This is a genomic window from Comamonas denitrificans (assembly GCF_042654745.1).
Taxonomy (GTDB): domain Bacteria; phylum Pseudomonadota; class Gammaproteobacteria; order Burkholderiales; family Burkholderiaceae_C; genus Comamonas; species Comamonas denitrificans.
In genome coordinates this window covers 143,642-168,205 of sequence record NZ_JBHSEY010000057.1, presented here as the reverse complement: position 1 = coordinate 168,205, position 24,564 = coordinate 143,642, and the positions used below count along the sequence as shown (strand labels likewise).

At 59.1% G+C, this 24,564-nt stretch carries 21 protein-coding genes, 2 pseudogenes and 1 riboswitch; of the genes and pseudogenes, 9 read left to right on the top strand and 14 right to left on the bottom strand.

Annotated features, from left to right (window positions below; all coding sequences use genetic code 11):
- Nucleotides 1-26 precede the first annotated feature (26 nt).
- The 6 genes from ACFO24_RS12775 to smpB all read right to left on the bottom strand — a co-directional run bounded on the left by ACFO24_RS12775 (nt 27) and on the right by smpB (nt 5,060).
- On the bottom strand, nt 27-1,037 hold the full coding sequence (locus ACFO24_RS12775) for a GGDEF domain-containing protein (protein WP_377738685.1): 1,011 nt from the start codon (nt 1,035-1,037) through the stop codon (nt 27-29).
- 30 nt (nt 1,038-1,067) lie between these two features.
- Nucleotides 1,068-1,784, bottom strand: coding sequence for a tRNA (guanosine(46)-N7)-methyltransferase TrmB (gene trmB / locus ACFO24_RS12770; RefSeq protein ID WP_377738684.1), 717 nt, complete (start codon nt 1,782-1,784; stop codon nt 1,068-1,070).
- Between the two features lie 39 nt (nt 1,785-1,823).
- Nucleotides 1,824-2,783: a tRNA glutamyl-Q(34) synthetase GluQRS gene (gene gluQRS / locus ACFO24_RS12765; protein ID WP_377738683.1), complete on the bottom strand. Its 960-nt coding sequence runs from the start codon at nt 2,781-2,783 to the stop codon at nt 1,824-1,826.
- 14 nt (nt 2,784-2,797) lie between these two features.
- Complete coding sequence (locus ACFO24_RS12760; protein ID WP_377738682.1) at nt 2,798-3,643, bottom strand: MinD/ParA family protein; 846 nt, start codon at nt 3,641-3,643, stop codon at nt 2,798-2,800.
- 3 nt (nt 3,644-3,646) lie between these two features.
- The gene (locus tag ACFO24_RS12755) at nt 3,647-4,438 is read right to left on the bottom strand and encodes a GGDEF domain-containing protein (RefSeq protein WP_377738681.1); all 792 of its coding nucleotides are present in this window, start codon (nt 4,436-4,438) and stop codon (nt 3,647-3,649) included.
- Nucleotides 4,439-4,586: 148 nt separating this feature from the next.
- Nucleotides 4,587-5,060, bottom strand: coding sequence for an SsrA-binding protein SmpB (gene smpB / locus ACFO24_RS12750; RefSeq protein WP_377738680.1), 474 nt, complete (start codon nt 5,058-5,060; stop codon nt 4,587-4,589).
- 138 nt (nt 5,061-5,198) lie between these two features.
- Between smpB and ACFO24_RS12745 the strand changes: the two genes are divergently transcribed.
- The gene (locus ACFO24_RS12745; RefSeq protein ID WP_377738678.1) at nt 5,199-5,639 is read left to right on the top strand and encodes a type II toxin-antitoxin system RatA family toxin; all 441 of its coding nucleotides are present in this window, start codon (nt 5,199-5,201) and stop codon (nt 5,637-5,639) included.
- Entirely contained in the window at nt 5,632-5,946 is a 315-nt protein-coding gene (locus ACFO24_RS12740; protein WP_377738677.1) for an RnfH family protein, read from the top strand. Before ACFO24_RS12745 ends, ACFO24_RS12740 begins: the two co-directional genes overlap by 8 nt.
- Nucleotides 5,947-5,964: 18 nt before the next feature.
- Here the strand turns inward: ACFO24_RS12740 and ACFO24_RS12735 are convergent, their stop codons facing one another.
- Nucleotides 5,965-6,519: a DUF4124 domain-containing protein gene (locus ACFO24_RS12735; protein ID WP_207575932.1), complete on the bottom strand. Its 555-nt coding sequence runs from the start codon at nt 6,517-6,519 to the stop codon at nt 5,965-5,967.
- A gap of 104 nt (nt 6,520-6,623) precedes the next feature.
- Here ACFO24_RS12735 and guaB point away from each other — a divergent pair, with 104 nt between their 5' ends.
- Together guaB and guaA are read left to right on the top strand one after the other, a co-directional pair.
- Nucleotides 6,624-8,099 (top strand): IMP dehydrogenase, encoded by a 1,476-nt coding sequence (gene guaB / locus ACFO24_RS12730; RefSeq protein WP_377738676.1) that lies wholly within the window; start codon nt 6,624-6,626, stop codon nt 8,097-8,099.
- Between the two features lie 93 nt (nt 8,100-8,192).
- A complete protein-coding gene (gene guaA / locus ACFO24_RS12725) occupies nt 8,193-9,800 on the top strand; it encodes a glutamine-hydrolyzing GMP synthase (protein ID WP_207575934.1) in 1,608 nt (535 codons plus the stop codon).
- 123 nt (nt 9,801-9,923) lie between these two features.
- Here guaA and ACFO24_RS12720 read toward each other — a convergent pair whose 3' ends face one another.
- Entirely contained in the window at nt 9,924-12,449 is a 2,526-nt protein-coding gene (locus tag ACFO24_RS12720; RefSeq protein ID WP_377738675.1) for a DUF349 domain-containing protein, read from the bottom strand.
- A gap of 772 nt (nt 12,450-13,221) precedes the next feature.
- Here ACFO24_RS12720 and ACFO24_RS12715 point away from each other — a divergent pair.
- From ACFO24_RS12715 to nrdR, 3 genes are all read left to right on the top strand, one after another.
- On the top strand, nt 13,222-14,076 hold the full coding sequence (locus tag ACFO24_RS12715; protein ID WP_377738674.1) for a lytic transglycosylase domain-containing protein: 855 nt from the start codon (nt 13,222-13,224) through the stop codon (nt 14,074-14,076).
- A gap of 92 nt (nt 14,077-14,168) precedes the next feature.
- Nucleotides 14,169-14,326, top strand: a riboswitch (ZMP/ZTP riboswitch).
- Between the two features lie 44 nt (nt 14,327-14,370).
- Nucleotides 14,371-15,618: a serine hydroxymethyltransferase gene (gene glyA / locus ACFO24_RS12710; protein ID WP_377738673.1), complete on the top strand. Its 1,248-nt coding sequence runs from the start codon at nt 14,371-14,373 to the stop codon at nt 15,616-15,618.
- Nucleotides 15,619-15,646: 28 nt separating this feature from the next.
- Complete coding sequence (gene nrdR / locus ACFO24_RS12705) at nt 15,647-16,099, top strand: transcriptional regulator NrdR (RefSeq protein WP_207575938.1); 453 nt, start codon at nt 15,647-15,649, stop codon at nt 16,097-16,099.
- Between the two features lie 260 nt (nt 16,100-16,359).
- Here nrdR and ACFO24_RS12700 read toward each other — a convergent pair whose 3' ends face one another.
- Nucleotides 16,360-16,893 carry a retropepsin-like aspartic protease family protein gene (locus tag ACFO24_RS12700; RefSeq protein ID WP_377738672.1) on the bottom strand — a complete coding sequence of 178 codons (534 nt, stop codon included), beginning with the start codon at nt 16,891-16,893 and terminating at the stop codon, nt 16,360-16,362.
- 121 nt (nt 16,894-17,014) lie between these two features.
- On the opposite strand from ACFO24_RS12700, the gene ACFO24_RS12695 reads away from it, so the two are divergent.
- Together ACFO24_RS12695 and ACFO24_RS12690 are read left to right on the top strand one after the other, a co-directional pair.
- Nucleotides 17,015-17,497, top strand: a complete 483-nt coding sequence (locus ACFO24_RS12695; RefSeq protein WP_207575949.1) for a CreA family protein — start codon at nt 17,015-17,017, stop codon at nt 17,495-17,497.
- A 15-nt stretch (nt 17,498-17,512) separates the two neighbouring features.
- Nucleotides 17,513-18,268: pseudogene (locus tag ACFO24_RS12690) on the top strand (IS5 family transposase); the annotation flags it as partial.
- A gap of 129 nt (nt 18,269-18,397) precedes the next feature.
- On the opposite strand, the gene ACFO24_RS12685 reads toward ACFO24_RS12690, so the two are convergent.
- From ACFO24_RS12685 to ACFO24_RS12665, 5 genes and pseudogenes are all read right to left on the bottom strand, one after another.
- Nucleotides 18,398-19,963, bottom strand: a complete 1,566-nt coding sequence (locus ACFO24_RS12685; protein WP_377738671.1) for a methyl-accepting chemotaxis protein — start codon at nt 19,961-19,963, stop codon at nt 18,398-18,400.
- Between the two features lie 242 nt (nt 19,964-20,205).
- Nucleotides 20,206-20,523 (bottom strand): annotated as a pseudogene (locus tag ACFO24_RS12680) (DNA polymerase); the annotation flags it as partial.
- A 233-nt stretch (nt 20,524-20,756) separates the two neighbouring features.
- A complete protein-coding gene (lpdA, locus tag ACFO24_RS12675) occupies nt 20,757-22,166 on the bottom strand; it encodes a dihydrolipoyl dehydrogenase (protein ID WP_377738670.1) in 1,410 nt (469 codons plus the stop codon).
- Between the two features lie 18 nt (nt 22,167-22,184).
- The gene (locus ACFO24_RS12670; protein ID WP_377738668.1) at nt 22,185-23,507 is read right to left on the bottom strand and encodes a dihydrolipoamide acetyltransferase family protein; all 1,323 of its coding nucleotides are present in this window, start codon (nt 23,505-23,507) and stop codon (nt 22,185-22,187) included.
- A 3-nt stretch (nt 23,508-23,510) separates the two neighbouring features.
- Complete coding sequence (locus ACFO24_RS12665) at nt 23,511-24,563, bottom strand: alpha-ketoacid dehydrogenase subunit beta (RefSeq protein ID WP_377738733.1); 1,053 nt, start codon at nt 24,561-24,563, stop codon at nt 23,511-23,513.
- Nucleotide 24,564: the final 1 nt, after the last annotated feature.

The window sequence follows — 24,564 nt, the reverse complement described above, 5'->3', positions numbered from 1 at the left end:
CCAAGCCTGCCAGCCTTAACACCTGCTTAGAACAACTCGACATCGTCGTGGGTGATTTGTTCTTGCTTTTTCAGCACCCCTAAGGCTTGCAGTGTTTCGTAGTGGCAGACGCGGTTGCGGCCATTTTCCTTGGCGTAGTACAGCGCCTCGTTGGCCTGGCTGAGCAGCTCGGTGGGCGATGGCGAGCGCATGTGCGCCCCGGAAAAGCCCAGGCTGACGGTGATTTTGCCAATTTGCGGAAATTCATAATCCTGCACGGCTTGGCGAAAATGCTCCAAGGCCTCCGAGACGGCACTCAGGCTCATGGGCTGCAGCAAGATGACAAATTCTTCTCCGCCAAAGCGAAACACCCGGTGCTGCGAGCCAAAGTTAGAGCGCAGCAAATTGGCCACCAAGATCAGCACCTCATCACCAAACAGATGGCCGTAGCGATCATTGACCAGCTTGAAGTGGTCAATATCAATCACCGCCAGCCAGGGCTGGATTTCGGTCATGTTCTCAGCCTTGGTGGTGTTGGAAAAGCGGTGCAGATGCTCGTCAAAAGTTTTGCGGTTGAGCAGCCCGGTCAAAGCATCGCGCTCGCTGTAATCAAGCAGGCTTTGGTAGTTTTGGTACACCTGAAAAATGGCCAGCAAAATATCCAGATCGTGCGTGGAAAACTCAGTCGATTGGGTAATTTCAATGCACACCCGGGCCTGTTCGCGCATCCAGACCGGCAGCCACAGAATGTGCAGCCCATCGGCGGTAGTGATGGCAATGCGCTCTTGCTTGCGCAGCATGCCTGCGTTCAAGGTGGGCAACGTGCTCAAAGGCTTGCGTTGTGGGTCATGCAGAAAATCAATATCGGTATTGACCAGCTGCCCATCTTGCAGCCAAGTACGGGGGCGCACCCAGGGCTGGCCTTCAAAGGGGTGAATTTCCAGGGCCCGTACTTGGGTGACATGGGGCAGTTGTAACAGGGTGGAGAGCACAGAGAATTCCAAACGCAAATGGTCGCGTTGCCCTGTCATGTGAACCAAATTCTGCAGGATATCCATAGCGGCTTTTACTCGCGTTGTCTCGGCGGCTTACCGTTTTAAAAAAATAACATCCCACACCCCATGGCCCAAGCGCAGGCCGCGTTTTTCAAATTTGGTGGTGGGACGGTAGCTGGGGCGCGGCGCAAAGCCGTCGGTGCTGTTGCGCAATTGGGGTTCAGCACTGAGCACTTCAAGCATTTGCTGCGCGTAGGGTTCCCAATCGGTCGCGCAGTGAATATAGCCCCCTGGGGCCAGCCGGCTGACCAGCTTCGCTAAAAACGGCGCTTGAATCAAGCGGCGTTTGTTGTGCTTTTTTTTGTGCCACGGATCAGGAAAGAAAACATGAATGCCCTGCAGGCTGCCTTCGGGCAGCATATGGGCTAGCACTTCGACGGCATCGTGTTGCAGGATGCGGATGTTGTCCAGCTTGTGCTCACCAATGCGCTTGAGCAAAGCGCCCACGCCGGGCTCATGCACCTCGCAGCATAAAAAGTTGTCATCCGGGCGCACTTGGGCAATGTGGGCGGTGGCTTCGCCCATGCCAAAACCAATTTCCAAAATCACCGGGGCACTGCGGCCAAAGGCCGCCACCATGTCCAAGGGCGCGGTTTGGAAGGGCAGAACAAAGGTGCTGCCCAATTCAGCAAAAGCTTTGGCCTGGCCGGTGGTGACGCGGCCTGTGCGGCGCACAAAGCTGCGCACGGTCTGGGGGTGTGCCACATGGGCCGGAGCACTGCCTGGGGTGGCAGGGGTGGTTGTGGGCAAGGGGGGGGCAGAGGGGGGGAGGGTATTGTTTTCAGTCACTTATTGATTGTAAAGAGAACGCCAAGCTTGTACCCAATGATGGAGGGCATCGCTCAAGCATATTTGTGAAAAATGGTTGGCGGGAGCTGGCAGTCCTAAAAAACGGGCGGCCGCCAGCAAGGTGGCCAGTGGCTGCTGCGTATCGACCGCAGGCGCGCCGTGTTGTTTGGAGAGTTTTTCGCCGTTGGGCAAGGTGACCAAGGGGGTGTGCAAATACTGGGGGTGTGGCAGCCCCAAGGCGGCTTGCAGCAGCAGCTGGCGTGGGGTGTTGTCGCTTAAATCAGCGCCACGCACGACGTGGGTGATGCCTTGGTCAGCATCATCGACCACGACGGCCAATTGGTAAGCCCACAGTCCATCGGCCCGGCGCAGGACAAAATCACCGCAAACCTGGGCCGGATGCTGGCTTTGCGGGCCTTGGCGGCGATCCTGCCAGTGCACGCCATGGGTTGAATCTATGAAGAAAGGAGCTTGTTGCGCTTGATTTGAATGGATTTTTTTATAGTTTTCTATAAATTTCTCAAGATGAAAGCGCGTGCTGCGCTCTAATTTTTGATGCAGTCCAGTGCGGCAGAGGCCGGGATAGGGCCGCTCTTGGTGGCGGGTGTGTGCCAGCCCTTGGGCCTGCCACGCCTGTTCTAACTCTTTGCGCGTGCAGCTGCAGGGGTAGGTCCAGCCATCGCGTTTGAGTTGTGCCAGCGCGTTTTCATAGCCAGTTTGGCGTTGGGATTGCCAGACGGGCGGGGCATCAGGCTGCAGCCCCAGGGCCGACAGTTGCTGCAAGATGATTTGGTCTGTGCCTGCAGGGCAGCGTGGGGGGTCAATGTCTTCAATGCGCACCAGCCAGCGCCCTTGGTGGGCGCGGGCATCGAGCCAACTGGCCAAGGCCGCCGCTACCGAGCCTGCGTGCAGTGGGCCCGTTGGCGAGGGAGCAAACCGGCCGCAATAAGGCGCAGGCATGGCACAGCTCAGGCTTACACCGCTTCACGCTTGGGCAAGGTGGACTTGACCCGGGTGGCCAACTGGGCAATTGCCAGGGCTGCCGGGCAATTGGGGTTGGACTGTAGTAGCAATTGGCGGCGCATGACAGCCTCACGCACTGCGGTGTCGGAGGGGATGTCGCCCATGTGAATCAAGCGCATAGGCAGTCCCGATTCGGTGCTGACAAAGCGGTTGAGCACTTGCTGCAATTGCCCGGTAATGGCGCGGCCATCGCCCGGGCGTGCCGCTTGGTTGATCACCAGGCGCATGTTGTGGCGCTTTTGCTGCGCGGCCAGCACTTTCATGGCGGCGTAAGCGTCGGTCAGTGAGGTGGGCTCGGGCGTGGCCACGATCAAGATTTCTGATGCCAGCGACAAAGAGAACAGCACCACATCAGAAATTCCCGCCCCAGTGTCCAGCAAAACGACATCGTAATGGGGGGCCAAGGTGTCAATGGTGTGGATGAGTTGGTTGCGCACCTCGGGCGTGAGGCGGGAGTACTCGACCATGCCAGAGCCGGCCAAGAGCACATGGAAACCACCGGGTGCCGTGACCACGGCCTCTTGCAAACTGGCGCGTCCGACGAATACATCGTGCAGCGTGATTTTGGGGTAGAGGTTGAGGACGACATCCAAATTGGCCAGTCCCAAATCAGCATCCAGCACCAGCACATGCAGGCCTTGGCGCGTTAAAGCGGCCGCCAGGTTGGCAGAGACAAAGGTTTTTCCGACCCCCCCTTTGCCACTGGTCACAGCAATGATGTTGGGGTGGGCACTGGGTCGTTTGGCAGGGGTAGCGCCTGCAGGATGGTGGTTGGGCGGGGATGCAACGTCACTCATTGGTTAATCGCTTTCACTAGACGTTACCTGGAAAATCGAGGTGGTTTCAGGGTAGGCACTGCCTGGTGCCACCAAGCCGCTAAAGAGCAGTTCTTTTTCTTCTGCGGTGACCGTGCTGTCCGGTTGGGGTTCAATGCACACGCGGTTTCGTCCTAAATTTTTGGCGTGGTAGAGCTGCTGGTCGGCGCGCTCTATCCATAATTCACTGGTGCTGCGAATCCACTGCAAGGCGTAAGCGCCGCCAATGCTCACGGTCATGGGCAGCGATTGGCTTGGGCTGATGGCAAAGGGCTCATTGGCGACCATTTCACGAATGCGGTCAGCGACATTCTTGCCGTATGCCGGTTGGCAGGCGGGCAGCACAATGGCAAATTCTTCGCCGCCATAGCGGGCCAAGGTGTCCATGGGGCGTACACATTGATGCAACAGCAGGGCAATGTGCTTCAGGGCCAAATCGCCAATGTTGTGGCCATAGGTGTCATTGACGGCTTTGAAATGGTCAATGTCCACCATTAAAAGCAAGGCGGCATCGCCCGAGCGGGCCACCCGGTCAAGCTCACCTTCCAAGGCGGTCATGAGGTGGCGGCGATTGGTGGCACCAGTCAAGGGATCGCGCAGCGAGACATTGCACAGGCCGTCAATGATTGCTTGCAAATAGTCGATGGGGTGCAGGTGTGCATCTGGCAATTGCGCCCGCACGCCATCGCCAAGCAAAGCGAGTGCTTCGCTCAGCTGAAGGCGTTCAATGCCTGAGGCCAGGGCAAGAGGGGGCTGGGGGGATGTCACGGTATGCACAAGAGCAAAAAAATAGCGCTAAGTGTAGCAGTCTGCTCAGGTTTTCCTAGGCGGTTTTGCAGTGCAAAGCTACCGTTAAGCGTTGGAAAAAAGAAGGATTTGGGTGGTTTATTGGATGATTGAACAGGCGCTGGACTGCATTGCTTGGCTAGCGGTGGCGTGACTTCATTGCCCGTTCAACCTCGCGTTTTCCTTCGCGTTCTTTAATGGTGTCGCGCTTATCGTGTTCGGCTTTGCCTTTGGCCAAAGCTATTTCACATTTGACCAAGCCTTCTTTCCAGTGCAAGTTCAGTGGGACCAGGGTGTAGCCTTTTTGTTCTACCTTGCCAACCAGGCGGCGAATTTCATCTTTGTGCAGCAGCAGCTTTTTGGTGCGAGCGGCATCGGCATTCACATGGGTAGAGGCAGTCTTTAAGGGATTGATCAAGCAGCCAATTAAAAATAATTCACCATTTTTAATCACTACATAGCCATCGGTAAGCTGCACTTTGCCGCTGCGCACCGCTTTGACTTCCCAGCCTTGCAGAACCATGCCGGCTTCATAGCGTTCTTCAAAAAAATAGTTAAAAGCTGCTTTTTTATTTTCAGCAATACGGGAGGGGGAATTGGGTTTCTTTGCCATGGTCTTTCCAGCGAGAGCGCCGCAGGGACTCGGGCTCTTTCTACAATTGCGCTTTCGCTCAACTTGGGATTCTAGTTTCTCCCACTTCTACTACAGGCTTGTTATGCTGATTGCACTGGTGCCTTTGTTTGTTTATTCATGAAATCTGTCAATAAATCAGTACTGATTTGGTATAGCCCGCAAGAGATGTTTGCCTTGGTGCAGGATGTGGCGCACTACCCAGAGTTTTTGCCGTGGTGCTCGCACAGCCAAGTGCTGGAAGAGAGCGAGCAGGGCATGACGGCCGAAATTGGTATGTCCATGGCCGGTTTGCGCAAGTCTTTTGTGACGCGCAATGCCTACGAAGACCACCACAAAATCAATATGCGCTTGGTCAAAGGCCCATTTTCCAAGCTGGAAGGCAATTGGTTATTTCATCCCGTGGGTGATGGCTCACAACGCGCGTGCAAAGTTGAATTGCAATTGGTTTATGGCTTCGACAGCGTCGCGCTGGCAACCCTGGTAGGCCCGATTTTTGATCGCATTGCCAACAGCATGGTGGATGCTTTTATTCAACGTGCCGAGAAAGTTTATGGCTAAGGTGCGGGTACAGGTTTGGCGCTCGGTGCAGCCCGGCCATGTGCAAACAGCAGACTTGACCTTGCCAGCCTGCGCCACGGTGGCCGATGCAATCGCCTTGCTAGGGTGGCCAGAGACCGCTGGCTGTGGCATTTGGGGGCGTGCATGCACCTTGGATACGGTGCTGACCTCGGGCGATAGGGTGGAGTTGTACCGTGCATTGACGGTAGATCCCAAAGTGGCGCGTCGGGAGCGGTTTGCCCAGCAAGGTGCTCGCGGGGCGGGTTTGTTCTCAGCGCGTCGCCCGCATAGCAAGGCCGGTTATTAGCCAGATTAAGGTGTCTCTTTAAGGTGTCTCTTTCGGCAGTGGCCCGCAATCACGGGCAATGACATCGCGCACGCGGCGTGTCTCTTGCTCGCGCTGCATCGTGCTCATGACGGTTTGCTGTCCATCGGGCCCAATGTGCCCAATCTGCGCGTCCGATTGGAGTGTGCGCAAAGCGGTTTGGGCGCGGGTGCAGTTTTCCATGCGCTGTTGTATGAATTTGGCCTGCTCCTCGCGTTTTTGTTTTTCTTCGGCTGCTTTGCGCTCAGCTTCTTGCTTGAGCTGCTGGGCCGCTTGGGGATCAGGGGTTTGGGGTGGCGCATCGGCCGCTGTTTTTTCGGCGGTTTCTTCTTGGCTGTCTTCAGGCAGCTCGGCCTTGGGCAGCGTATCGGCCGTGACCGTGCGGGCTACCACCGGCGATTTCAAAATATTTTTTTCTGGAATATGCGGCGGTGGTGGGCGATCGCTAAAAGTTTTGCGACCGTGCTCATCAATCCACTGCCATTGGGCAATGGCAGTGGAGGCCGTAAATCCTGCAAGAAGGGCTATCAGGGCGAAATAAGCACGCGTTTTCATAGCGCACCAGTGTAGCCCGGTTGGCTGCAGTGACTATGGTTTTTTGTTTCTTCCCTGCAACGGTGAAAACCCAAGGCTACAATTTGCCTTTTGGAGCCAACCCTATGCGCCTTCTTGGAAAAGCACTGACTTTTGACGATGTCCTGCTCGTTCCCGCCTACTCCGAAGTCCTTCCCAAGGACGTTACCCTTGCCACTCAGTTCACCCGCGACATTACGCTGAATCTGCCTTTGGTATCCGCCGCTATGGATACGGTCACTGAGGCGCGGCTGGCCATCGCCATTGCCCAAGAGGGGGGGATTGGGGTCATTCATAAAAACATGACGGCCCAAGAGCAAGCGGCAGAAGTCTCTAAGGTCAAGCGCCATGAATCGGGCGTGGTGCATGACCCTGTGGTCATCACGCCTGAACACACGGTGTTGCAAGTGTTGCAACTCTCGGAAGAGCTGGGTATTTCTGGCTTCCCGGTATGCGATGGCGGCAAAGTTGTCGGCATCGTGACCAGCCGTGATGTGCGCTTTGAAACGCGCTACGACGTCAAGGTTCAGCAAATCATGACGCCGCGCGAAAAGCTGATTACCGTGAATGAAAAAGACGGCACCAGCCCCGCCGAGGCCAAAGCCTTGCTCAACAAGCACAAGCTGGAGCGCCTGCTGGTCATCAACGATGCGTTTGAGCTCAAAGGCCTGATCACCGTTAAAGACATTAACAAGCAAACCATCTTCCCGAATGCTGCCCGCGATAGCTCGGGCCGCCTGCGTGTTGCTGCAGCGGTGGGGGTGGGGGCAGGAACCGAAGAGCGTGTTGAGTTGCTGGTCAAAGCCGGAGTCGATGCTTTGGTGGTCGATACGGCCCATGGTCATAGCAAAGGCGTGATTGACCGCGTGCGCTGGGTCAAGCAAAACTACCCGCAAGTTCAAGTCATTGGCGGCAATATCGCCACTGGCGCTGCGGCGCTGGCTTTGGTTGAGGCCGGTGCTGATGCCGTCAAGGTCGGTATTGGCCCTGGCTCTATTTGCACCACGCGCATTGTGGCTGGCGTGGGGGTGCCGCAGATCATGGCCATCTCCCATGTTGCCCAAGCTTTGCAAGGCACGGGCGTGCCTTTGATTGCCGATGGCGGTATCCGCTTCTCGGGTGATATTGCCAAGGCGCTGGCCGCCGGGGCTTCCACCATCATGATGGGCGGAATGTTTGCTGGCACCGAGGAGGCACCAGGTGAAGTCATTCTTTACCAAGGCCGCAGCTACAAAAGCTACCGGGGCATGGGCTCGATCGGAGCCATGCAGCAAGGCTCGGCCGACCGCTACTTTCAAGAATCGACCACGGGCAATCCCAATGCCGACAAGCTGGTGCCCGAGGGGATTGAGGGGCGCGTCCCTTACAAAGGCTCCATGGTCTCCATCGTGTACCAAATGGCCGGCGGCGTGCGTGCTGCCATGGGCTATTGCGGCTGCAAGACCATTGTCGAGATGAACCAAAAGGCTGAATTTGTAGAAATCACAGCCGCCGGTATCCGTGAGTCTCACGTCCACGATGTGCAAATCATCAAGGAAGCGCCTAACTACCGCGCGGATTGAGCCGCCGGTCTGATTTTTTTAATGAAATGGCCCGTTGCCCGTTGCTGGACAACGGGCCATTGCTATTCTTTTAATGTTTAATTTTCTCTTGCTATGCAACATGACAAAATTTTGATTTTGGACTTTGGTTCCCAAGTCACTCAGCTCATTGCCCGCCGGGTTCGGGAAGCGCACGTGTATTGCGAAGTCCATCCTTGCGATGTCAGCAGCGATTGGGTGCGGCAGTTTGCTGCCGATGGGCACCTCAAAGGCATCATCCTCTCGGGCAGCCATGCCAGCGTGTATGAAGTGGACGACAAAGCCCCAGAGGCCGTCTTTGAGTTGGGGGTTCCTGTGCTGGGCATTTGCTACGGCATGCAGACCATGGCCAATCAGCTCGGTGGCAAGGTCGAGGGCAGCCATAGCCGTGAATTTGGCTACGCCGAAGTGCGTGCCCATGGCCATACCGCTTTGCTGCAAGGGATTGCCGACTTCACCACCACCGAAGGTCACGGCATGCTCAAAGTGTGGATGAGCCATGGTGACAAGGTCACCGCTTTGCCCCCTGGGTTTAAGGTCATGGCCTCCACGGCCGCCTGCCCCATTGCCGGTATGGCCGATGAGCAGCGCCGCTACTACGCTGTGCAATTTCACCCCGAGGTCACCCACACCGTCCAAGGCACAGCCTTGCTCAACCGCTTTGTTTTAGACATTTGCGCTGCGCAGGCCGATTGGGTCATGGGGAGCTATATCGACGAAGCCGTGAAAAAAATTCGCGAACAAGTCGGCGATGAAGAAGTGATTTTGGGACTGTCAGGCGGTGTTGATTCCAGCGTCGCAGCGGCCTTGATCCACCGTGCCATCGGCAATCAACTCACCTGCGTGTTTGTTGATCACGGCCTGCTGCGCCTGAACGAAGGCGATATGGTCATGGAAATGTTCGCGGGCAAACTGCACGCCAACGTGGTGCGTGTGGATGCTGCTGACCTGTTCTTGGGCAAACTCGCCGGGGTGAATGAACCCGAGGCCAAGCGCAAAATTATTGGTGGCCTGTTTGTCGATGTTTTCAAGGAAGAGGCCGCCAAGCTCAAAGCCAGTGGCCAAGCGCATAAAGGCGCTACGTTCTTGGCCCAAGGCACGATTTACCCGGATGTGATTGAGTCCGGCGGTAAAAAAGCGGTAACCATCAAGAGCCACCACAACGTTGGGGGTCTGCCTGAGCAACTGGGGCTAAAACTGCTCGAACCCCTGCGCGATTTGTTCAAAGATGAAGTGCGTGAGCTGGGCATTGCCCTGGGCCTGCCACACGCCATGGTGTATCGCCACCCCTTCCCCGGGCCTGGCTTGGGTGTGCGAATTTTGGGTGAAGTGAAGAAGGAATACGCTGACTTGCTGCGCCGTGCCGATGCCATCTTTATTGAAGAGCTGCGTGCGACGGTGGACCCCGAAACTGGTAAAAATTGGTACGACCTGACCAGCCAAGCCTTCGCAGTCTTCCTGCCCGTGAAAACCGTTGGAGTGATGGGCGATGGGCGCACCTATGACTACGTGATTGCCCTGCGTGCCGTGCAAACCACCGATTTCATGACCGCCGATTCAGCTGAATTGCCTTATCCCCTGCTGAAAAAAGTCGCCGCCCGCATCATCAACGAAGTGCGGGGCATCAATCGCGTGACTTACGACGTGAGCACCAAGCCCCCTGCAACCATCGAGTGGGAGTGAGGTTGTTTTTAACTTGTTGATTTTATTGAGTTAAATTCAGCTATATCAGCCCCATCCATGCCAGTCAGGACTTGCCTGACTGGCATGGAGACTTGCACACCGGTTTTGGGTGTGCGCAGCGCTTTACTTGCGCAACAGCACTTTTAAGGCGTTTTGCAAGCGCCGTGCTGCGGCTTCTTCGTGGGCCGAGGCCAATACCGTGGCCACATCCTGCGCCCAGGTCTCTGCGGGCATGGCCGCGTTGCGTTGGGTGAGCAGCTGCAATTGCAGCATGCGGCGCTGGCTGTGGTGTTGCGCTGGCGTGGGGATGTCGGCGGCCACTTCCAGGCGCAGCAGGGCTTGCGCTGCATCGCCTTTGGCCGAGGCGCTTAAGGCTTGGCTCCATCCCGTGCGCGCAGCGGCGGGCAATTTGCCCAGATCTTGGGCAGCGGGCAAGGCGGCTGCGTCGCGCTGTGCCCAGGCCTGCAGCAATTGCGTCACGGCTTCACCGTGCGCTTGGGCTGCCAGTTTGCGCAGGGCCTGCTGGGCAGCATCCACCGCATCGCGCTGGGCGCGAAAGGCAGCGTCTGACAGGCGGGGGCCGCGCTCGGGGCGTTCCGCCCGGTCGGGGCGGGAGCCGCGCTCAGTACGGCGGTCGCGCGGTCCACGTGCCTCACGGCCTGCTGGGGCGGTGGTGTCTTTTTTGGCGCCAGGCCGGTCATCGCCACGCACCGCCACAACGGGGCGATCGGTGCTGGGTTTGGCGGCGGCAGGGGCCACTTCGCTGGCTGCTGCAGGGGCTGCGGCAGCGTCGGTGTGGGCTTGCTGGGCATGTTTAGCGGCTTCCAAGGCCTGCAATGCTGCGCGAATCTGCTGGGCATCGCCGCTGGCATTGGCTGCCTGCACCGCCTGCGCGGCATCGACCACCGCACGGTCGTAGGCCGAGAGGGCTTGCGCTGGGGCACGGCTGCGTTCGGCCGATTTGCGCTCGAACAGCGCATCGAGCGGGGCGCGGAAAGCATCCCACAGTTTTTGCTCAAGTTTGCGATCCAAGGGCACATCCTGGGCCAAGGTTTGCCATTGGTGCTGCAAAGATTTAATAGCATCTACCGAAAATACACCGCCATCTTGCAAAGATTTTGCTTCAGAAATCAATGCTTCACGGCGGGCGATGCTCTCTTTTTGTTTAGCTTTTAAAGGAGCCTCGGCGGCATGGATGGCTTCTTTCCAGGCGGTTTGCAGCTCGGCAAACAGTTTTTCTCCAATGTGGCCACCATCGCGCCAGCGTTGGCCAAATTGGCGCAGGGCGCGGGCTGTTTCTTTCCAGTCCGGGGTGGCAGGCTGGGCGGCCGTCCAGGCTTTGACTTCATCAATCAAGGCCTGGCGACTGGCTTTGTTTTCTGACGATTGGGCCCGGGCTTTGCCCAGCCACAGCTGCACTTGCTGGTGCACTTGGGTGCAGGCTTCGTCAAATTTTTTCCACAAGCCATGGTTGGGTGCAGCACCTTGGTCAATTTGCCGCCATTGGTCACGCAATTGGCGCAAAGTATCTTGCAGCTTGCGCCCAGGCTGGCTGCTTTGGGCCAGCGCAACCGCTTGCTCAACCAGCTGCTGGCGCAGGGTATCGGCCTGTTGCGGCTGCCAGCCCAAGCTGTCGCCAGCGGCCAGCAATTGGGTGTGTACCTGTTGGGCCATGTCAGCAGAGAGCCAGCGGCCATGCTGTTTTAAAGCGCTGCGCACTTGGGCAATGGCGGCGGCTTTTGCCTCTGGGGCGGCGGTCGCCAAAGCTTCTAATAAAGGAGCAAGTGCCGCTTGCGCTGCTTGCTGTTTGGCAGCAGGGTTGGGTTTGACCGGCGTTGCAGCAGCGGGGCTTGCTATCAATTGTGAAGGCAAGCCCCGGGCAATGCGAATTTCATCGGCCCACACAGGCACGGCAGGCAAGGGCGCATTGCCATCTTCGGCTGCCAATTTGGTGACGGCCAGGGCATCCAAGAAAGCTTGCCACACCAAGAGCAACTGCTCTTCCGAGCTTTGCAAGATGCTGGTAAAGCGCTCTTGCACGCAAATCCATCCGGCATCGCTGCGCAGTGCCAGTGCCTGCTGGCGCCATTGGGTGACATCCGATTGCAAGGTGTCCAGTGCGGCTTCAGCGTCTTTCCAAGGCTTGGTGGAGAGCACCTCAATGCGCTGGGCCAAAAGCACTGCTACCTCGCGCTGCACTTGCACTTTGTGCTGCAAATCTTCAATGCTTTTGGCACGTTCGAGCAACTGGATTTTTAAACTGGCCAAGGGTTCGCGCGACAGTGGAGCCCCGGCTTTGGCGGCATCGCGCTGCCAAACGGCGGCTTGTTCTGCCGAAAACTTTTCTGCTTGCAGCAGTGCTTGGGCGCTGGCGGCCCATTCATCGGCAATCAAATCTTGGTCTTGTGTGCGGCGCATTTCATCCAAGCGCTCGCGCAGCAAGCGGCTGGCGCTTTTGTCACGGTTGCCCAGCTCCTTGAGCACTTCTTGCAACTGCGCTGCGCTGGGATTGGAGGCCAGCCAAGTGCGCAAGCAAGCAGCGCGCTCGCCCGAGGTTTCGGCAGAGAAAGCGCCCCCGGTCAGGGTATCTAAAGGATGGATATCGGCTGCAGGGGCGCTGCTGGGGGTATTTTCAATGGCGTCAGACATAGCGCTGAATAAAACTTTATTTTCGGTAAAAAAGGAGTCGCCCAGGATGGGGAGCCATCCTGGGCGTATTCTAAAAAATTCCAGTGCAGGCGCAGGCACCGGTGTCGGCTTGGGCGGTATTTTCGCCCCGAAACGCGTAGCCCCCAAGCTTATTTCGACAAATGTCCGCTGCAGGGGCATCTGATACGGAAAAGCCCCACATCCAAAAGCTTTGCATGTGGGGCTTTAGGCAAAGTCCAAGACCTTGCGCTGCAGTGGCAAAAAGGGGGTAGTGCCTTCATGCCACGGGGTAATGATTACCCCTTGGGATTCGCCGTTGCAGCCGGTTGCCAAACAGGGGCTGAGTGCTGGGAGGGCCAGCGCTGTGGCTGCAAGCCAACGAATAACAGGTGCAAAACACCCGCTTCCAATGTAGCCAGTCACATGCCAAATGCCAACGCTTTGTGCCAAAAAATTTCTTTTCTCAAGGGTAAACCACTAAAAAACAGGCGATGCAAGAGGTTTTGAAATAACTTTTTTGTCTAAAAAAATATTTTTTTACCATTGACTGGTAATTTTGCAGACTTTTACAATGCGCACCGTGCCTTGGTTTTCTCCAGGGCTTTTTTATTGACGCTGCTCCATGGCCTTATTTCCAGATGGTGCTTGAACCGAGCATCTCTTGCGAAGAAGCAGCCCCCTCCACTCCCGGTTCAGACAGATTGGTTTATCCAAGGTGACAAGCACCTGGGCTGCCAACGTGACTGTGCGAACCGAAAGCAAAGGATCCGCTATGACTCCGTCAAGAAACCTCGGCGCCGCTGTGCGCTCAGTTTTTTCCGATACCACGGAAGGCTTTCTTGAAATTTTTCGTAATACGCTGGCACTGCTAGGCATTGCCGTGGCGTGCATGATCGTGGTTTTCCTCGTGCGCCCCGACTGGCGTTCTGCTGGCGAAGCGCAGCTGCACGCTTGGTTGCAAGAGCGCCAACATGCAGCGGCAGAAGGCTCTATTGCCTCTGAGCCTGAAGCCATTGAGCGCACCACGGCCACCAATCCCAAAGCGCTGCCGCGTGAGCAAGCCGCCATTGCCTACTGGCTGAGCAAAAAGTACAAGGTGGCGGCCGAACCGATGGCGGCCCTGGTGGCGGAAGCCTATAACCAAGGCAGCCAGCACAAGATTGACCCCACTTTGATCTTGGCTGTGGTGGCCATTGAATCGCGCTTTAACCCGTTTGCCCAAAGCAGTGTCGGTGCCCAAGGTCTGATGCAGGTCATGACCCGGGTGCACACCGAAAAGTACGAACATTTCGGTGGCGATCTGGCCGCGTTTGATCCGGTGAGCAATATGCGCGTGGGCGTGGCAATTTTGAAGGAATACATCCGCCGTGCGGGCTCGATTGAAGGCGGTTTGAAATACTACGTTGGCGCAGCCAATTTGCCCTCTGATGGAGGCTATGGCGCCAAGGTGCTGGCCGAATACCAACGTATTCGCCAAGTGGCAGGCCGTGCCGCACCCGCAGCGCCGCCGGCACAACCAACAACCACTGCGGCAGCCCCTGCCGCTGGCGCTGCCCAAACCCTGGCACTGGCCAGCACGCAGCCTGCCGACGCGGCACCTGGTGCGACCCATCCAGACAATATGTAGCAGCGTGCTTGCATATCGCCGTCGCTAGACTGGGCACGCCACCCGCAATAAAGCCGACCAATGTCGGCTTTGCTTTTATGAGCAGCTAGAATTACAGAGTACGCGACTGGCGATAGGCAAGGCGGGGCAAGCATGCAACCCAGCTACGCTGATGTGGAACAGTTTTGTGCCTTGGCGCACACCAACCACCGGGGAGCGTACCGCCTGAGCCACACTTCGGGTGTTTTAGCCGTTCGCCTGGGCAACCCTTAGAGATGTTCTAAGGGACTCATCACCGCAACTGCCGTTCACACTATGTTCCAACGTTCCAATACCGTTCAAGTTGTCGATCCCGAAGTATTTGCCGCCATCCAGGCCGAAAACCAACGCCAGCAAGAGCACATTGAGCTGATCGCCAGCGAAAACTACTGCTCCCCCGCCGTCATGGAAGCCCAAGGCTCGCAACTGACCAATAAATACGCCGAAGGCTACCCCGGCAAGCGCTACTACGGCGGCTGCGAGCATGTGGATGTGGTCGAGCAACTGGCCATCGACCGCGTTAAACAACTGTTCGGTGCTGAAGCGGCCAACGTGCAACCCAACAGCGGCTCGCAAGCCAACCAGGCCGTGCTCATGGCCTTTGCCAAGCCTGGCGACACCATCATGGGCATGAGCCTGGCCGAAGGCGGTCACCTGACCCACGGCATGCCGCTGAACATGTCGGGCAAGTGGTTCAACGTGGTCTCCTACGGTCTGAACGCCAAAGAAGAAATTGACTACGACAAAATGGAAGCCTTGGCCCGCGAGCACAAGCCGCGCATCCTGATTGCCGGTGCTTCGGCCTATGCGTTGGAAATTGACTTTGCCCGCTTTGCCAAAATCGCCAAAGAAGTCGGCGCCATCCTGTGGGTGGATATGGCCCACTACGCCGGCTTGATTGCCGCCGGTGTCTATCCCAACCCCGTGCCCCATGCCGATGTGGTCACCACCACCACGCACAAAAGCCTGCGCGGCCCCCGTGGCGGCGTGATTCTGATGAAGGCCGAGCACGAAAAAGCCCTGAACAGCGCCATTTTCCCTGGCCTGCAAGGCGGCCCGCTGATGCACGTCATCGCCGGCAAGGCTGTGGCCTTCAAAGAAGCCCTGACCCCCGAGTTCAAGGCCTACCAAGAGCAAGTGGTGAAAAATGCCAAGGTGGTGGCCGAGACCTTGATCGAGCGTGGCCTGCGCATCGTCTCCAGCCGCACCGAAAGCCACGTCATGCTGGTCGATCTGCGCTCCAAGGGCATCACCGGCAAGGCGGCCGAAGCGGCCCTGGGTGCTGCCCACATCACCATCAATAAAAACTCCATCCCCAACGACCCTGAAAAACCCATGGTCACCAGCGGCATCCGTGTCGGCACCCCGGCCATGACCACGCGCGGCTTTAAGGAAGAAGAAGCCCGCATCACCGCCAACCTGGTGGCTGACGTGTTGGAAGCCCCGAACGACGAAGCCAACCTGGCGCGCGTGCGGGCCGAAGTGGCCAAGCTGACCGCCCGCTTCCCGGTGTACAGCAACTAAGCCCTGCCCAGGGACAAGGTAGAGCGCCATGAAATGCCCGTTTTGCAATCACCCGGACACCCAGGTGATGGAAACCCGCGTGGCCGAGGATGGCAGCTTTACCCGCAGGCGGCGCCAGTGCTCCGCCTGCACCAAACGGTTTACCACCTACGAGCGACCGGATGTGAACTTTCCGATGGTGGTCAAAAAAGACGGCCGCCGTACCGAATACAACCGCAACAAACTGCGTGATTCTCTGGCCCTGGCCCTGCGCAAACGGCCGGTGCCCGCGCCCGCCATTGATGCTGCGATTGAGCATGTTGAAGAGCAGCTGCTCAGCGCCGCCTCGCGCGAAGTGCCCTCCAGCCGCATTGGCGAGATGGTGATGCAAGAGCTGCACCAGCTGGACAAAGTGGCCTACATCCGCTTTGCCAGTGTGTACCGCAGTTTTGAAGATGTGAATGAATTCAAAGACCTGGTTGATGCCGTGCGGGTGCAGTAAGTTTGCCTGAAGCTATCATAAAAATAGCTGTACGCGCTTTATTATTAATACTTTTGGCTTAATAACTATCTAAAAACCAATCAATTCAAGCGCAAACAGCTTCGTTAAATTGTTTAAGCAATCGCCTGGCGCTCGGGTGATTCGCCCATCAGCAAAGGCTGGTTGCACTGCACGGCCTCGCGCACCAACTCTCTCAAAGCCTGCACGCCATCTCAGGCCTTGTATGCCTCATCAGCGGTGCATTTATCTGCTCCTGCCGGTCAGCGTGGCTGCAACTCCAGCACATTCCCCCGCATCGATACATCAAACTGGCGTAAAAAATTCTGGCCCAGCAAGGCCGCTTGGGCATCGCTTCCGGTGTAGCCAATCCCGATGGTGAGGTTGTTCACCCGCAGTGGCCCAACGGCAATTGACTGTGCCCGCACCAGCCGCCCGGTGCGTGTGCCGTTGGCGGTGCGAAACTGCACCACCTCGCCCCCTTGCAGACCAGCGCTGTGGGCCAGGGTGTCGGTGATGGTGATGTAGGTGGCCCCCGTGTCCACCATAAAGCGCACAGGCTGGCCATTGATGCTGCCATCCACATAAAAATGCCCATCGCGGTGGCGCTCGATCTGCAGGCTGCCACTGGCCGTGACCACTGCGGCGTTGGGCTGCAAGTAGTGCTCCATAGCGATGTAGAGCACCCCCAGCGCGGCCAGCCAAAAGGCGGCAATGCCCAGATTTATGCGCCAGGAGGAAGCGCGGGGCGCTGGCAAAGATGGCTGTGCGGGGGCGTGCGGTGGTCGGTGGTGCAAGGCGTGGGGCTTTCGGTGGGGGCTGTTTTGGGGTGCAGGCGGCGCGGGGGGCACTCTACAATTGTTCCTCGCAATTTACACAAGGAGGCCACGCCCTATGCCCTATTTATCTACTGTGCACATGAGGCACCGCGCTTGGCTGCTGGCCGCTGTGCTGGCGTGTCCGACGTGGGCGGCGGCCAGCGGCGAAAAAATTGGCGATGTCGATACCGCCTTCAAATGGCTGGGGCGCGACCACGACATTGTGGTCGAGGCCTACGACGACCCTCACGTGCAGGGCGTGAGCTGCTACGTTTCGCGTGCCCGCACGGGGGGCATCAAGGGCAGTCTGGGGCTGGCGGAAGACCGCTCCGAGGCCTCGATCGCTTGCGCAGCCACCGGGCCGGTGCAGTTTGCTGCGGGGCCTTTGCCCCAGCAGCAGGAGGTGTTTAGCGAGCGCACGTCCATCCTGTTCAAGCGCCTGCGCGTGGTGCGCATAGTGGATGCCAAGCGCAACGCGCTGGTGTACCTGACGTATTCTGAAAAACTCATCGAAGGCTCGCCCCAGAACAGCGTTGCGGTGGTGCCCGTGCCCGCGCAGACACCGATTCCGCTCAAGAAGTGAGGGGCACCACGTTCTAAGTGCCTGTTCGGTCTGGCCCTGCGTCAAAGCCTGGGCATGGTTGAAAGCCTGCTGCGTCTGGCAGGCCTGGACTGGCGGGTGCCCGACTACAGCACCGTGTGCCGACGCCAGAAGACTTTGCAGGTACAACTGCCCTACCGAGCCAGTACCACCGCACTGGAACTGCTGGTGGACAGCACCGGCATTCAGTTCCTTGGCGAAGGCGAATGGAAACGCAAGAAGCACGGTGCCGAGTACCGGCGCCAGTGGCGCAAGGTGCACCTGGGTATTGATGCCCACACGTTGGAGATCCGGGCCATCGAGGTGACCGACAACAGCGTGGGCGATGCGCCCATGCTGCTCGAGTTGCTGGAGCAGATACCACCCGATGAGCCGATTGCCAGCGTCAGTGGGGACGGTGCCTACGACACCAAGGCGTGCCATGCGGCGATTGCCCAGCGAAATGCGCAGGCGGTGATCCCCCCGCGCAAGAACGCCCAGACGTGGAAGGCGACCCTGGTGGGAGCGCATGCGCGCAACGAAGCGCTGCGAGCCTGTGACAGATTGGGGCGCAGCATCTGGAAAAAGTGGAGCGACTATCACCGCAGAAGTCTGGTGGAGACGAAGATGCACTGCTTCAAACGCCTGGGCCAACGGGTGATGGCGCGCACGTTTGAGCGGCAGGTGGTGGAGTTGCATGTGCGTGTGGCTCTGCTCAACCGTTTCACGCAACTCGGGCGCCCGAGCACGGTGCCCGTGGGTGCCATGGCATAGCTGCGTCTGGGGCTGGGGTAATCTCGTCTGCCTTCCGACTTGTGCAACAAAGCCTGTCTTCCCAGTATTGAACTTTCATCAACTACGATCTACCGCCTTTGCTGGCGCACTGCTATTAAATGAATAACATCAGAGTTTGAACGCACTCACCGCCTGCTTGAGGCGATGGGACTGTTCGCTCAGGGCTGCCGACGCAGCAGACGACTCTTCCACCAGCGCGGCGTTTTGCTGGGTCACGCCGTCCATCATGGACAGGGCATCGTTGATTTGCGAGATACCCTGGGCCTGCTCGGCACTGGAGGCTGCAATGTTGCTCACAATTTGGGCCACTTTTTCGATGGCTGCAACGGTATCTTGCATGGTTGCACCGGTCTCTGCGACCTGAATGGTGCCGCTTTCGACCTTGCTGACAGAGTCCCCGATCAGCGCCTTGATCTCATGCGCAGCGGTGGCGGAGCGTTGGGCCAGCGTGCGCACTTCCGAGGCCACCACGGCAAACCCGCGCCCCTGTTCGCCCGCCCGCGCCGCCTCCACCGCCGCGTTGAGGGCCAGGATGTTGGTCTGGAAAGCAATGCTGTCGATCACGGCAATGATGTCCACGATCTTGCGTGACGAGGTGTTGATTTCGTCCATGGTGCGGATCACGCCCTTGACCATGTCACCGCCTTTGTTGGCCACTTCGAAGGCATCGTGGGCCATTTTGTTCGCCTGTTTGGCGCTGTCGGCGTTGGCCCCCACGCTGCTCGTCAATTGCTCGGTGGCGGATGCTGTTTCCTCCAGCGAGCTGGCTTGCTGCTCGGTGCGGCCCGACAAGTCCACTGAGCCCGCAGCCACTTGATGCGAGGCGGCAGAGATCGATTCAGCGCCACGCATGACGGTGCCCAACAGCGTGCGCAGGTTGGCTTGCATGGTGCGAAGCTCGGTCAGCAGCTCGGTTATTTCGTCGGCCCCGGTGGGGTTAATGCCTTGCGTCAAATCGTTGGCCGCAATGGCTGATGCAGCCGATCTGGCCTGCCTGAAGCCCCTGCCCATGCGCTGCAGCGTCAGGTTCATGACGATGCTCATGGGTATGGCACCCAGCAACACCGCCAGCATGAACGCAAGCTTGCTTTGGTCGTAACGCGCCTGGGCCGCCTGGGTTTCCTGCGCGGCACGGTCCGCCTGGAAGGTGCGCAACTTCGCCATGGCCTCTTCAAAGGCGTTGCCTTCACGCTTGACTGCGCCCAGGTAAACAGCCATGACATCGGGGACGAAGGAGCCGCTTTTGAGCGCGTCCAGAACCTTGTCTCGCTGGCCCTGCCACGCCTTGCGTTTGGCCAGCATGTCGTCCACCAGTGCGCGCTCTTCAGCGTCGATGTCACGGTCCGCCACGACCTTGGATGCATCGGTGTTGACCTGTCGGGATTGGACTATCTGGTTGAAATGGAGGTCGATGCTGTGGTCATGAAATTTGGCCAAAGGGCTTTCTGGGTCGTGCTGGAACAACATCAGGATCTGGATGCGGTTGTCCAGGTAACCGCGGACCATCACACTCAGTGCATCGGTTGCGCGCATGCGCACGTCATGGATCGCCACCATCGAATCCCGTGCCTGCTTCATGCCATTGAAGCCCAGCGCCGCCACCGCCAAAAAAATCAACCAGAACACACCCATCACAACAAATACACGATGCGTCAGACGAAATCTGTCAAGCATGAAAATCCCTCCAAGCGATTGTGAAATGACTCAAAACCCTCAACGCCTGACAACTCTAAGTGATTACCCTGTTCAATTTCATACACACAATGATTTTTTACGCTAAAGGCACCTCAAAAGCAAACATGTTGATGCAAGTCAGCAAGTGCATCCATCAACGCACATCAAAAATTCATGAATCAATAGCAAAAAAACCTTCTGCGCATTGCGGAGAAGGGGTTTTTGATTGATTTTTTTGAAGCTCAGTGCGCTTTTTCCCAGTTGGGACCAAAGCCCACCTCGGCCAGCAACGGCACCTTGAGAGCGGCCACATCGGCCATCAGGCGCGGCACCTCGGTGCGCACCCAATCCACCTCTGACTCGGGCACTTCGAACACCAGTTCGTCGTGCACCTGCATGATCATCTTGGTGCCCCGCTCCTGCGCGTCCAGCGCGGCTTGCACCGCCACCATGCTGAGCTTGATGAGGTCTGCCGCCGTGCCCTGCATGGGCGCGTTGATGGCGGCGCGCTCGGCGCCCGCCCGTCGCGGGCCGTTGGGGCTGTTGATTTCGGGCAGGTACTAAGAACGTGTTCACGATCTCCTCATGGGTGTGCGGGCGCGGCTTCGGGCGGTCTGCGTCGTTGCAAATCCTCGCAATAGCCAAGCTATTGCTGTGGTTTGCGCCTCGCAACCCATCCCGAACCGCATCCCCCACACCTTCATTCGAGATCATGAACACGTTCTAAAAAAACAGGCGCTGTGGTTGCCCGCAGCGCCTGTTTGTTTATGGCCTTAAGCCCGCATGCACGGCACTAAATATGCAGCGCTTGGCCCAGTGCCTTGAGCGCGGCTTCCTGCACCGCTTCGCCCAGGGTGGGGTGGGCGTGGATGGTGTGGGCCACATCCTCCAGGCGCGCGCCCATTTCCAGGGATTGGGCAAAGGCGGCGACCAGTTCGGCTACGCCTTGGCCGACGGCTTGCCAGCCCAGGATGAGGTGGTCGCTCTTGCGGGCCACGACGCGCACGAAGCCGCCGGTGGCCTCCAGCGTCATGGCCCGGCCATTGGCAGCGAAGGGGAAGGTGGAGGTGATGGCCTCCACACCCGCCGCCTCGGCCTGGGGCGGGGTTTGGCCAACCACCACCACCTCGGGGTCGGTAAAGCACACGGCTGGGATGGCCATGGGCTCAAAGCGCCGGTTCTTGCCGGCAATTTGCTCGGCCACGCATTCGCCCTGGGCCATGGCGCGGTGGGCCAGCATGGGTTCGCCGGTCACGTCGCCAATGGCCCAGACATTGCGCATGGAGGTGCGGCAATGCGCATCGACCGCGACAAAGCGCCCGGCCATGTCCAGCTGCAGCCCTTCCAGGCCAAAGCCCTGGGTGCGCGGGCGGCGGCCCACGGCGACCAGCACGCGCTCGGCCGGCAGGGCAAATTCGTCGGCCCGGGCATTGCGCACATGCACGCCCTGCTGCGCGTCGTAGCCGGCCACGCTGCAGCCCAGGTGCAGCACTACGCCGCTGCGCTTGAGGGCTTCCAGCACGGGCTGGGTCAGTTCTTCGTCGTAGCTGGGCAGCACGCGCTGGGCGGCTTCCACCACGGTGACTTCCACGCCCAGCTTGCGGTAGGCCATGCCCAGCTCCAGGCCGATATAGCCTGCGCCAACCACGACCAGCCGCTTGGGCAGCACATCGGGCGAGAGCGCATCGGTGGACGACCAGATGGCTCCGCCATTGCTGCCAAAGGGCATGGACGGCAGCGACACCGGCTCGGAACCCGTGGCCAGCAGCAGATGCTCGCAACGCACGCGCACCGGTTCACCGCCGTCGTGCGGGGTGATGACGGCGGTTTTGCCATCCTCAATCTGCGCCCAACCGCGCTGCACCTGCACCCCGGCCTTGCGCAGCAGCGCCCCGACACCGCCAGACAGGCGGGCGACGATGCCATCCTTCCAGCGCACGGTTTGCGCAATGTCGATCTGCGGATTGGCCACCTTGATGCCCAGGGGCGAGGTGCCCGCGCCGAACTGGCGGGCGTGCGCAAACTCTTGCGCCGCATGGATCAGCGCCTTGGACGGGATGCAGCCAATGTTCAAACAGGTGCCGCCCAGGCTGGCCCCTTCGGCCAGCACCGTAGGAATGCCCAGTTGCCCGGCGCGGATGGCGGCCACGTAGCCGCCGGGGCCGCCACCGATGACGAGCAGTTTGGTGGAAATTTCTTTCATCTTTTTATCCTCTCCCGGTTAATCGATAAACAGCAGTGCCGGGGTTTCCAGCAGGGCGCGGATGGCCTGGATGAATTGCGCCGCATCCATGCCATCGACCACGCGGTGATCGAAGGACGAGGACAGGTTCATCAGCTGCCGCGCCACGACCTGGCCGTTTTTCAGCATGGGGCGCTCGACCATGCGGTTTACGCCGACGATGGCCACCTCCGGATGGTTGATCACCGGGGTGCTGACGATGCCGCCCAGCGCCCCCAGGCTGGTCAGGGTGATGGTGGAGCCGGTCAGCTCCTCGCGGCCCAGCTTGCCGGTTTTGGCCCCCTCGGCCACGCGGGCGATACCGGCGGCGCTGGCCCACAGGTCCAGGCTTTCGGCATGGCGCAGCACGGGCACCATCAGGCCGCCGTCGGTCTGCGCGGCAATGCCCAGGTGGACGGCTTCGAAGCGGGTAACCACGCCGGCATCGTCGTCATACCGGGCGTTGATCTGCGGAAACTGGCGCAGCGCCAGCACCATAGCGCGGGCCAAAAACGGCAGCAGCGTGAGCTTGCCGCGCGTAGCACCGTGGATTTTGTTGAGCTGCTGGCGCAGTGCCTCCAGCTCGGTCACGTCCACTTCTTCCACATAGCTGAAGTGCGGGATGCGGCGCTTGGCCTCCTGCATCTTCTGCGCAATCTTGCGGCGCAGGCCGATGACGGGAATCACCTCCTCGCCGTGGCGCTCAACATACTGCGGGTTGCCCCCCAGCACCGGGCCCTGGCCAGCGGCAAAGGCTTCCAGGTCGGCGTGGGAAATCTGCCCGGCCGGGCCGCTGCCGTGTACCAGGCGCAAGTCCACCCCCATGTCCAGGGCGCGGCGGCGCACCGAGGGCGCAGCCAGCGGGCGCTCCCCTTCCTTGCGGACCTGGGCCACGGGGGCGTGGGCGGCAGGGCGGGCCGGCGGGACAGATGCTTGTTTAGGAGCTTGTACCGCTGGTATTGCAATGTTTTCAGATGCTTTTGTATCTGATTGCTTTGATTTTTCTGCGGGAGCAGCTGCAATTTGTGTAGCTGGTGCAGTAGCTTGCGCCGGTGCAGCATCTTCTTTTAAGTTGCCTTCGCCCTCGACTTCCAGGCGGATCAACTCAGCACCGACCGAAATCATCTGCCCCACGGCCGCGCCCAGGGCAATCACTTTGCCATGCACATGGCAGGGAATTTCCACGCTGGCCTTGTCGGTCATGACATCGGCCACGGGCTGGTCTTCCTTGACGTTTTCACCCAGCGCGACGTGCCAGGCAACCAGTTCCACCTCAGCAATGCCCTCGCCGATATCGGGCACGCGAATAACGTAAATACCCATTTTTTATGCCTCCACTGCGCGTTGCAAAGCCGCACCCACACGGGCAGGGCCAGGAAAGTAAGCCCACTCTTGGGCGTGCGGGTAGGGGGTGTCCCAGCCCGTCACGCGCTCAATGGGCGCTTCCAAGTGGTAGAAGCAGTGCTCTTGCACCAGGGCCACCAGCTCGGCACCAAAGCCGCTGGTGCGCGTGGCCTCGTGCACGACCACACAGCGGCCGGTTTTTTTGACCGATTCGACGATGGTGTCCAGGTCCAGCGGCCACAGGCTGCGCAGGTCAATCACCTCGGCATCGATGCCGGTTTCGCGCGCGGCGCACTCGGCCACCCAGACCATGGTGCCGTAGGCCAGCACGGTGACGGCCTTGCCGGGGCGAAAGATCGCCGCCTTGTCCAGCGGCACGGTGTAATAGCCTTCGGGCACCTTGCCCAGCTCGTGCTTGTTCCAGGGCTGCACCGGCCGGTCGTGGTGGCCGTCAAAGGGGCCGTTGTACAGGCGCTTGGGCTCCAGGAAGATCACCGGGTCGTCGCACTCCATCGAGGCAATCAGCAGCCCCTTGGCATCAATCGGGTTGCTGGGCATGACGGTGCGCAGACCGCTCACATGGGTGAACACCGCCTCGGGGCTTTGGCTGTGCGTTTGCCCGCCGTAGATGCCGCCGCCGCAGGGCATGCGGATGGTGATGGGGGCAAAAAAGTCGCCCGCCGAACGGTGGCGCAAGCGGGCCAGCTCGGAGACGATCTGGTCGTATGCCGGGTACACGTAATCGGCAAACTGGATCTCGACGGCCGGGCGCAGGCCGTAGGCGGCCATGCCAATGGCGGTGCCGACGATGCCGGCCTCTGAGATGGGCGCATCAAAGCAGCGCGTTTTGCCGTATTTTTTCTGCAAACCTTCGGTGACGCGGAACACGCCGCCGAAGTAGCCCACGTCCTCGCCATAGACGATCACGTTGTCGTCCTTGGCCATCATCACGTCCAGACCCGAGCGCAGCGCCTGGATCATGGTCATGGAAGAAGCCGCCTGCGCCTCTTGCGGGGCGGCGGCGTTGCTGGTCATT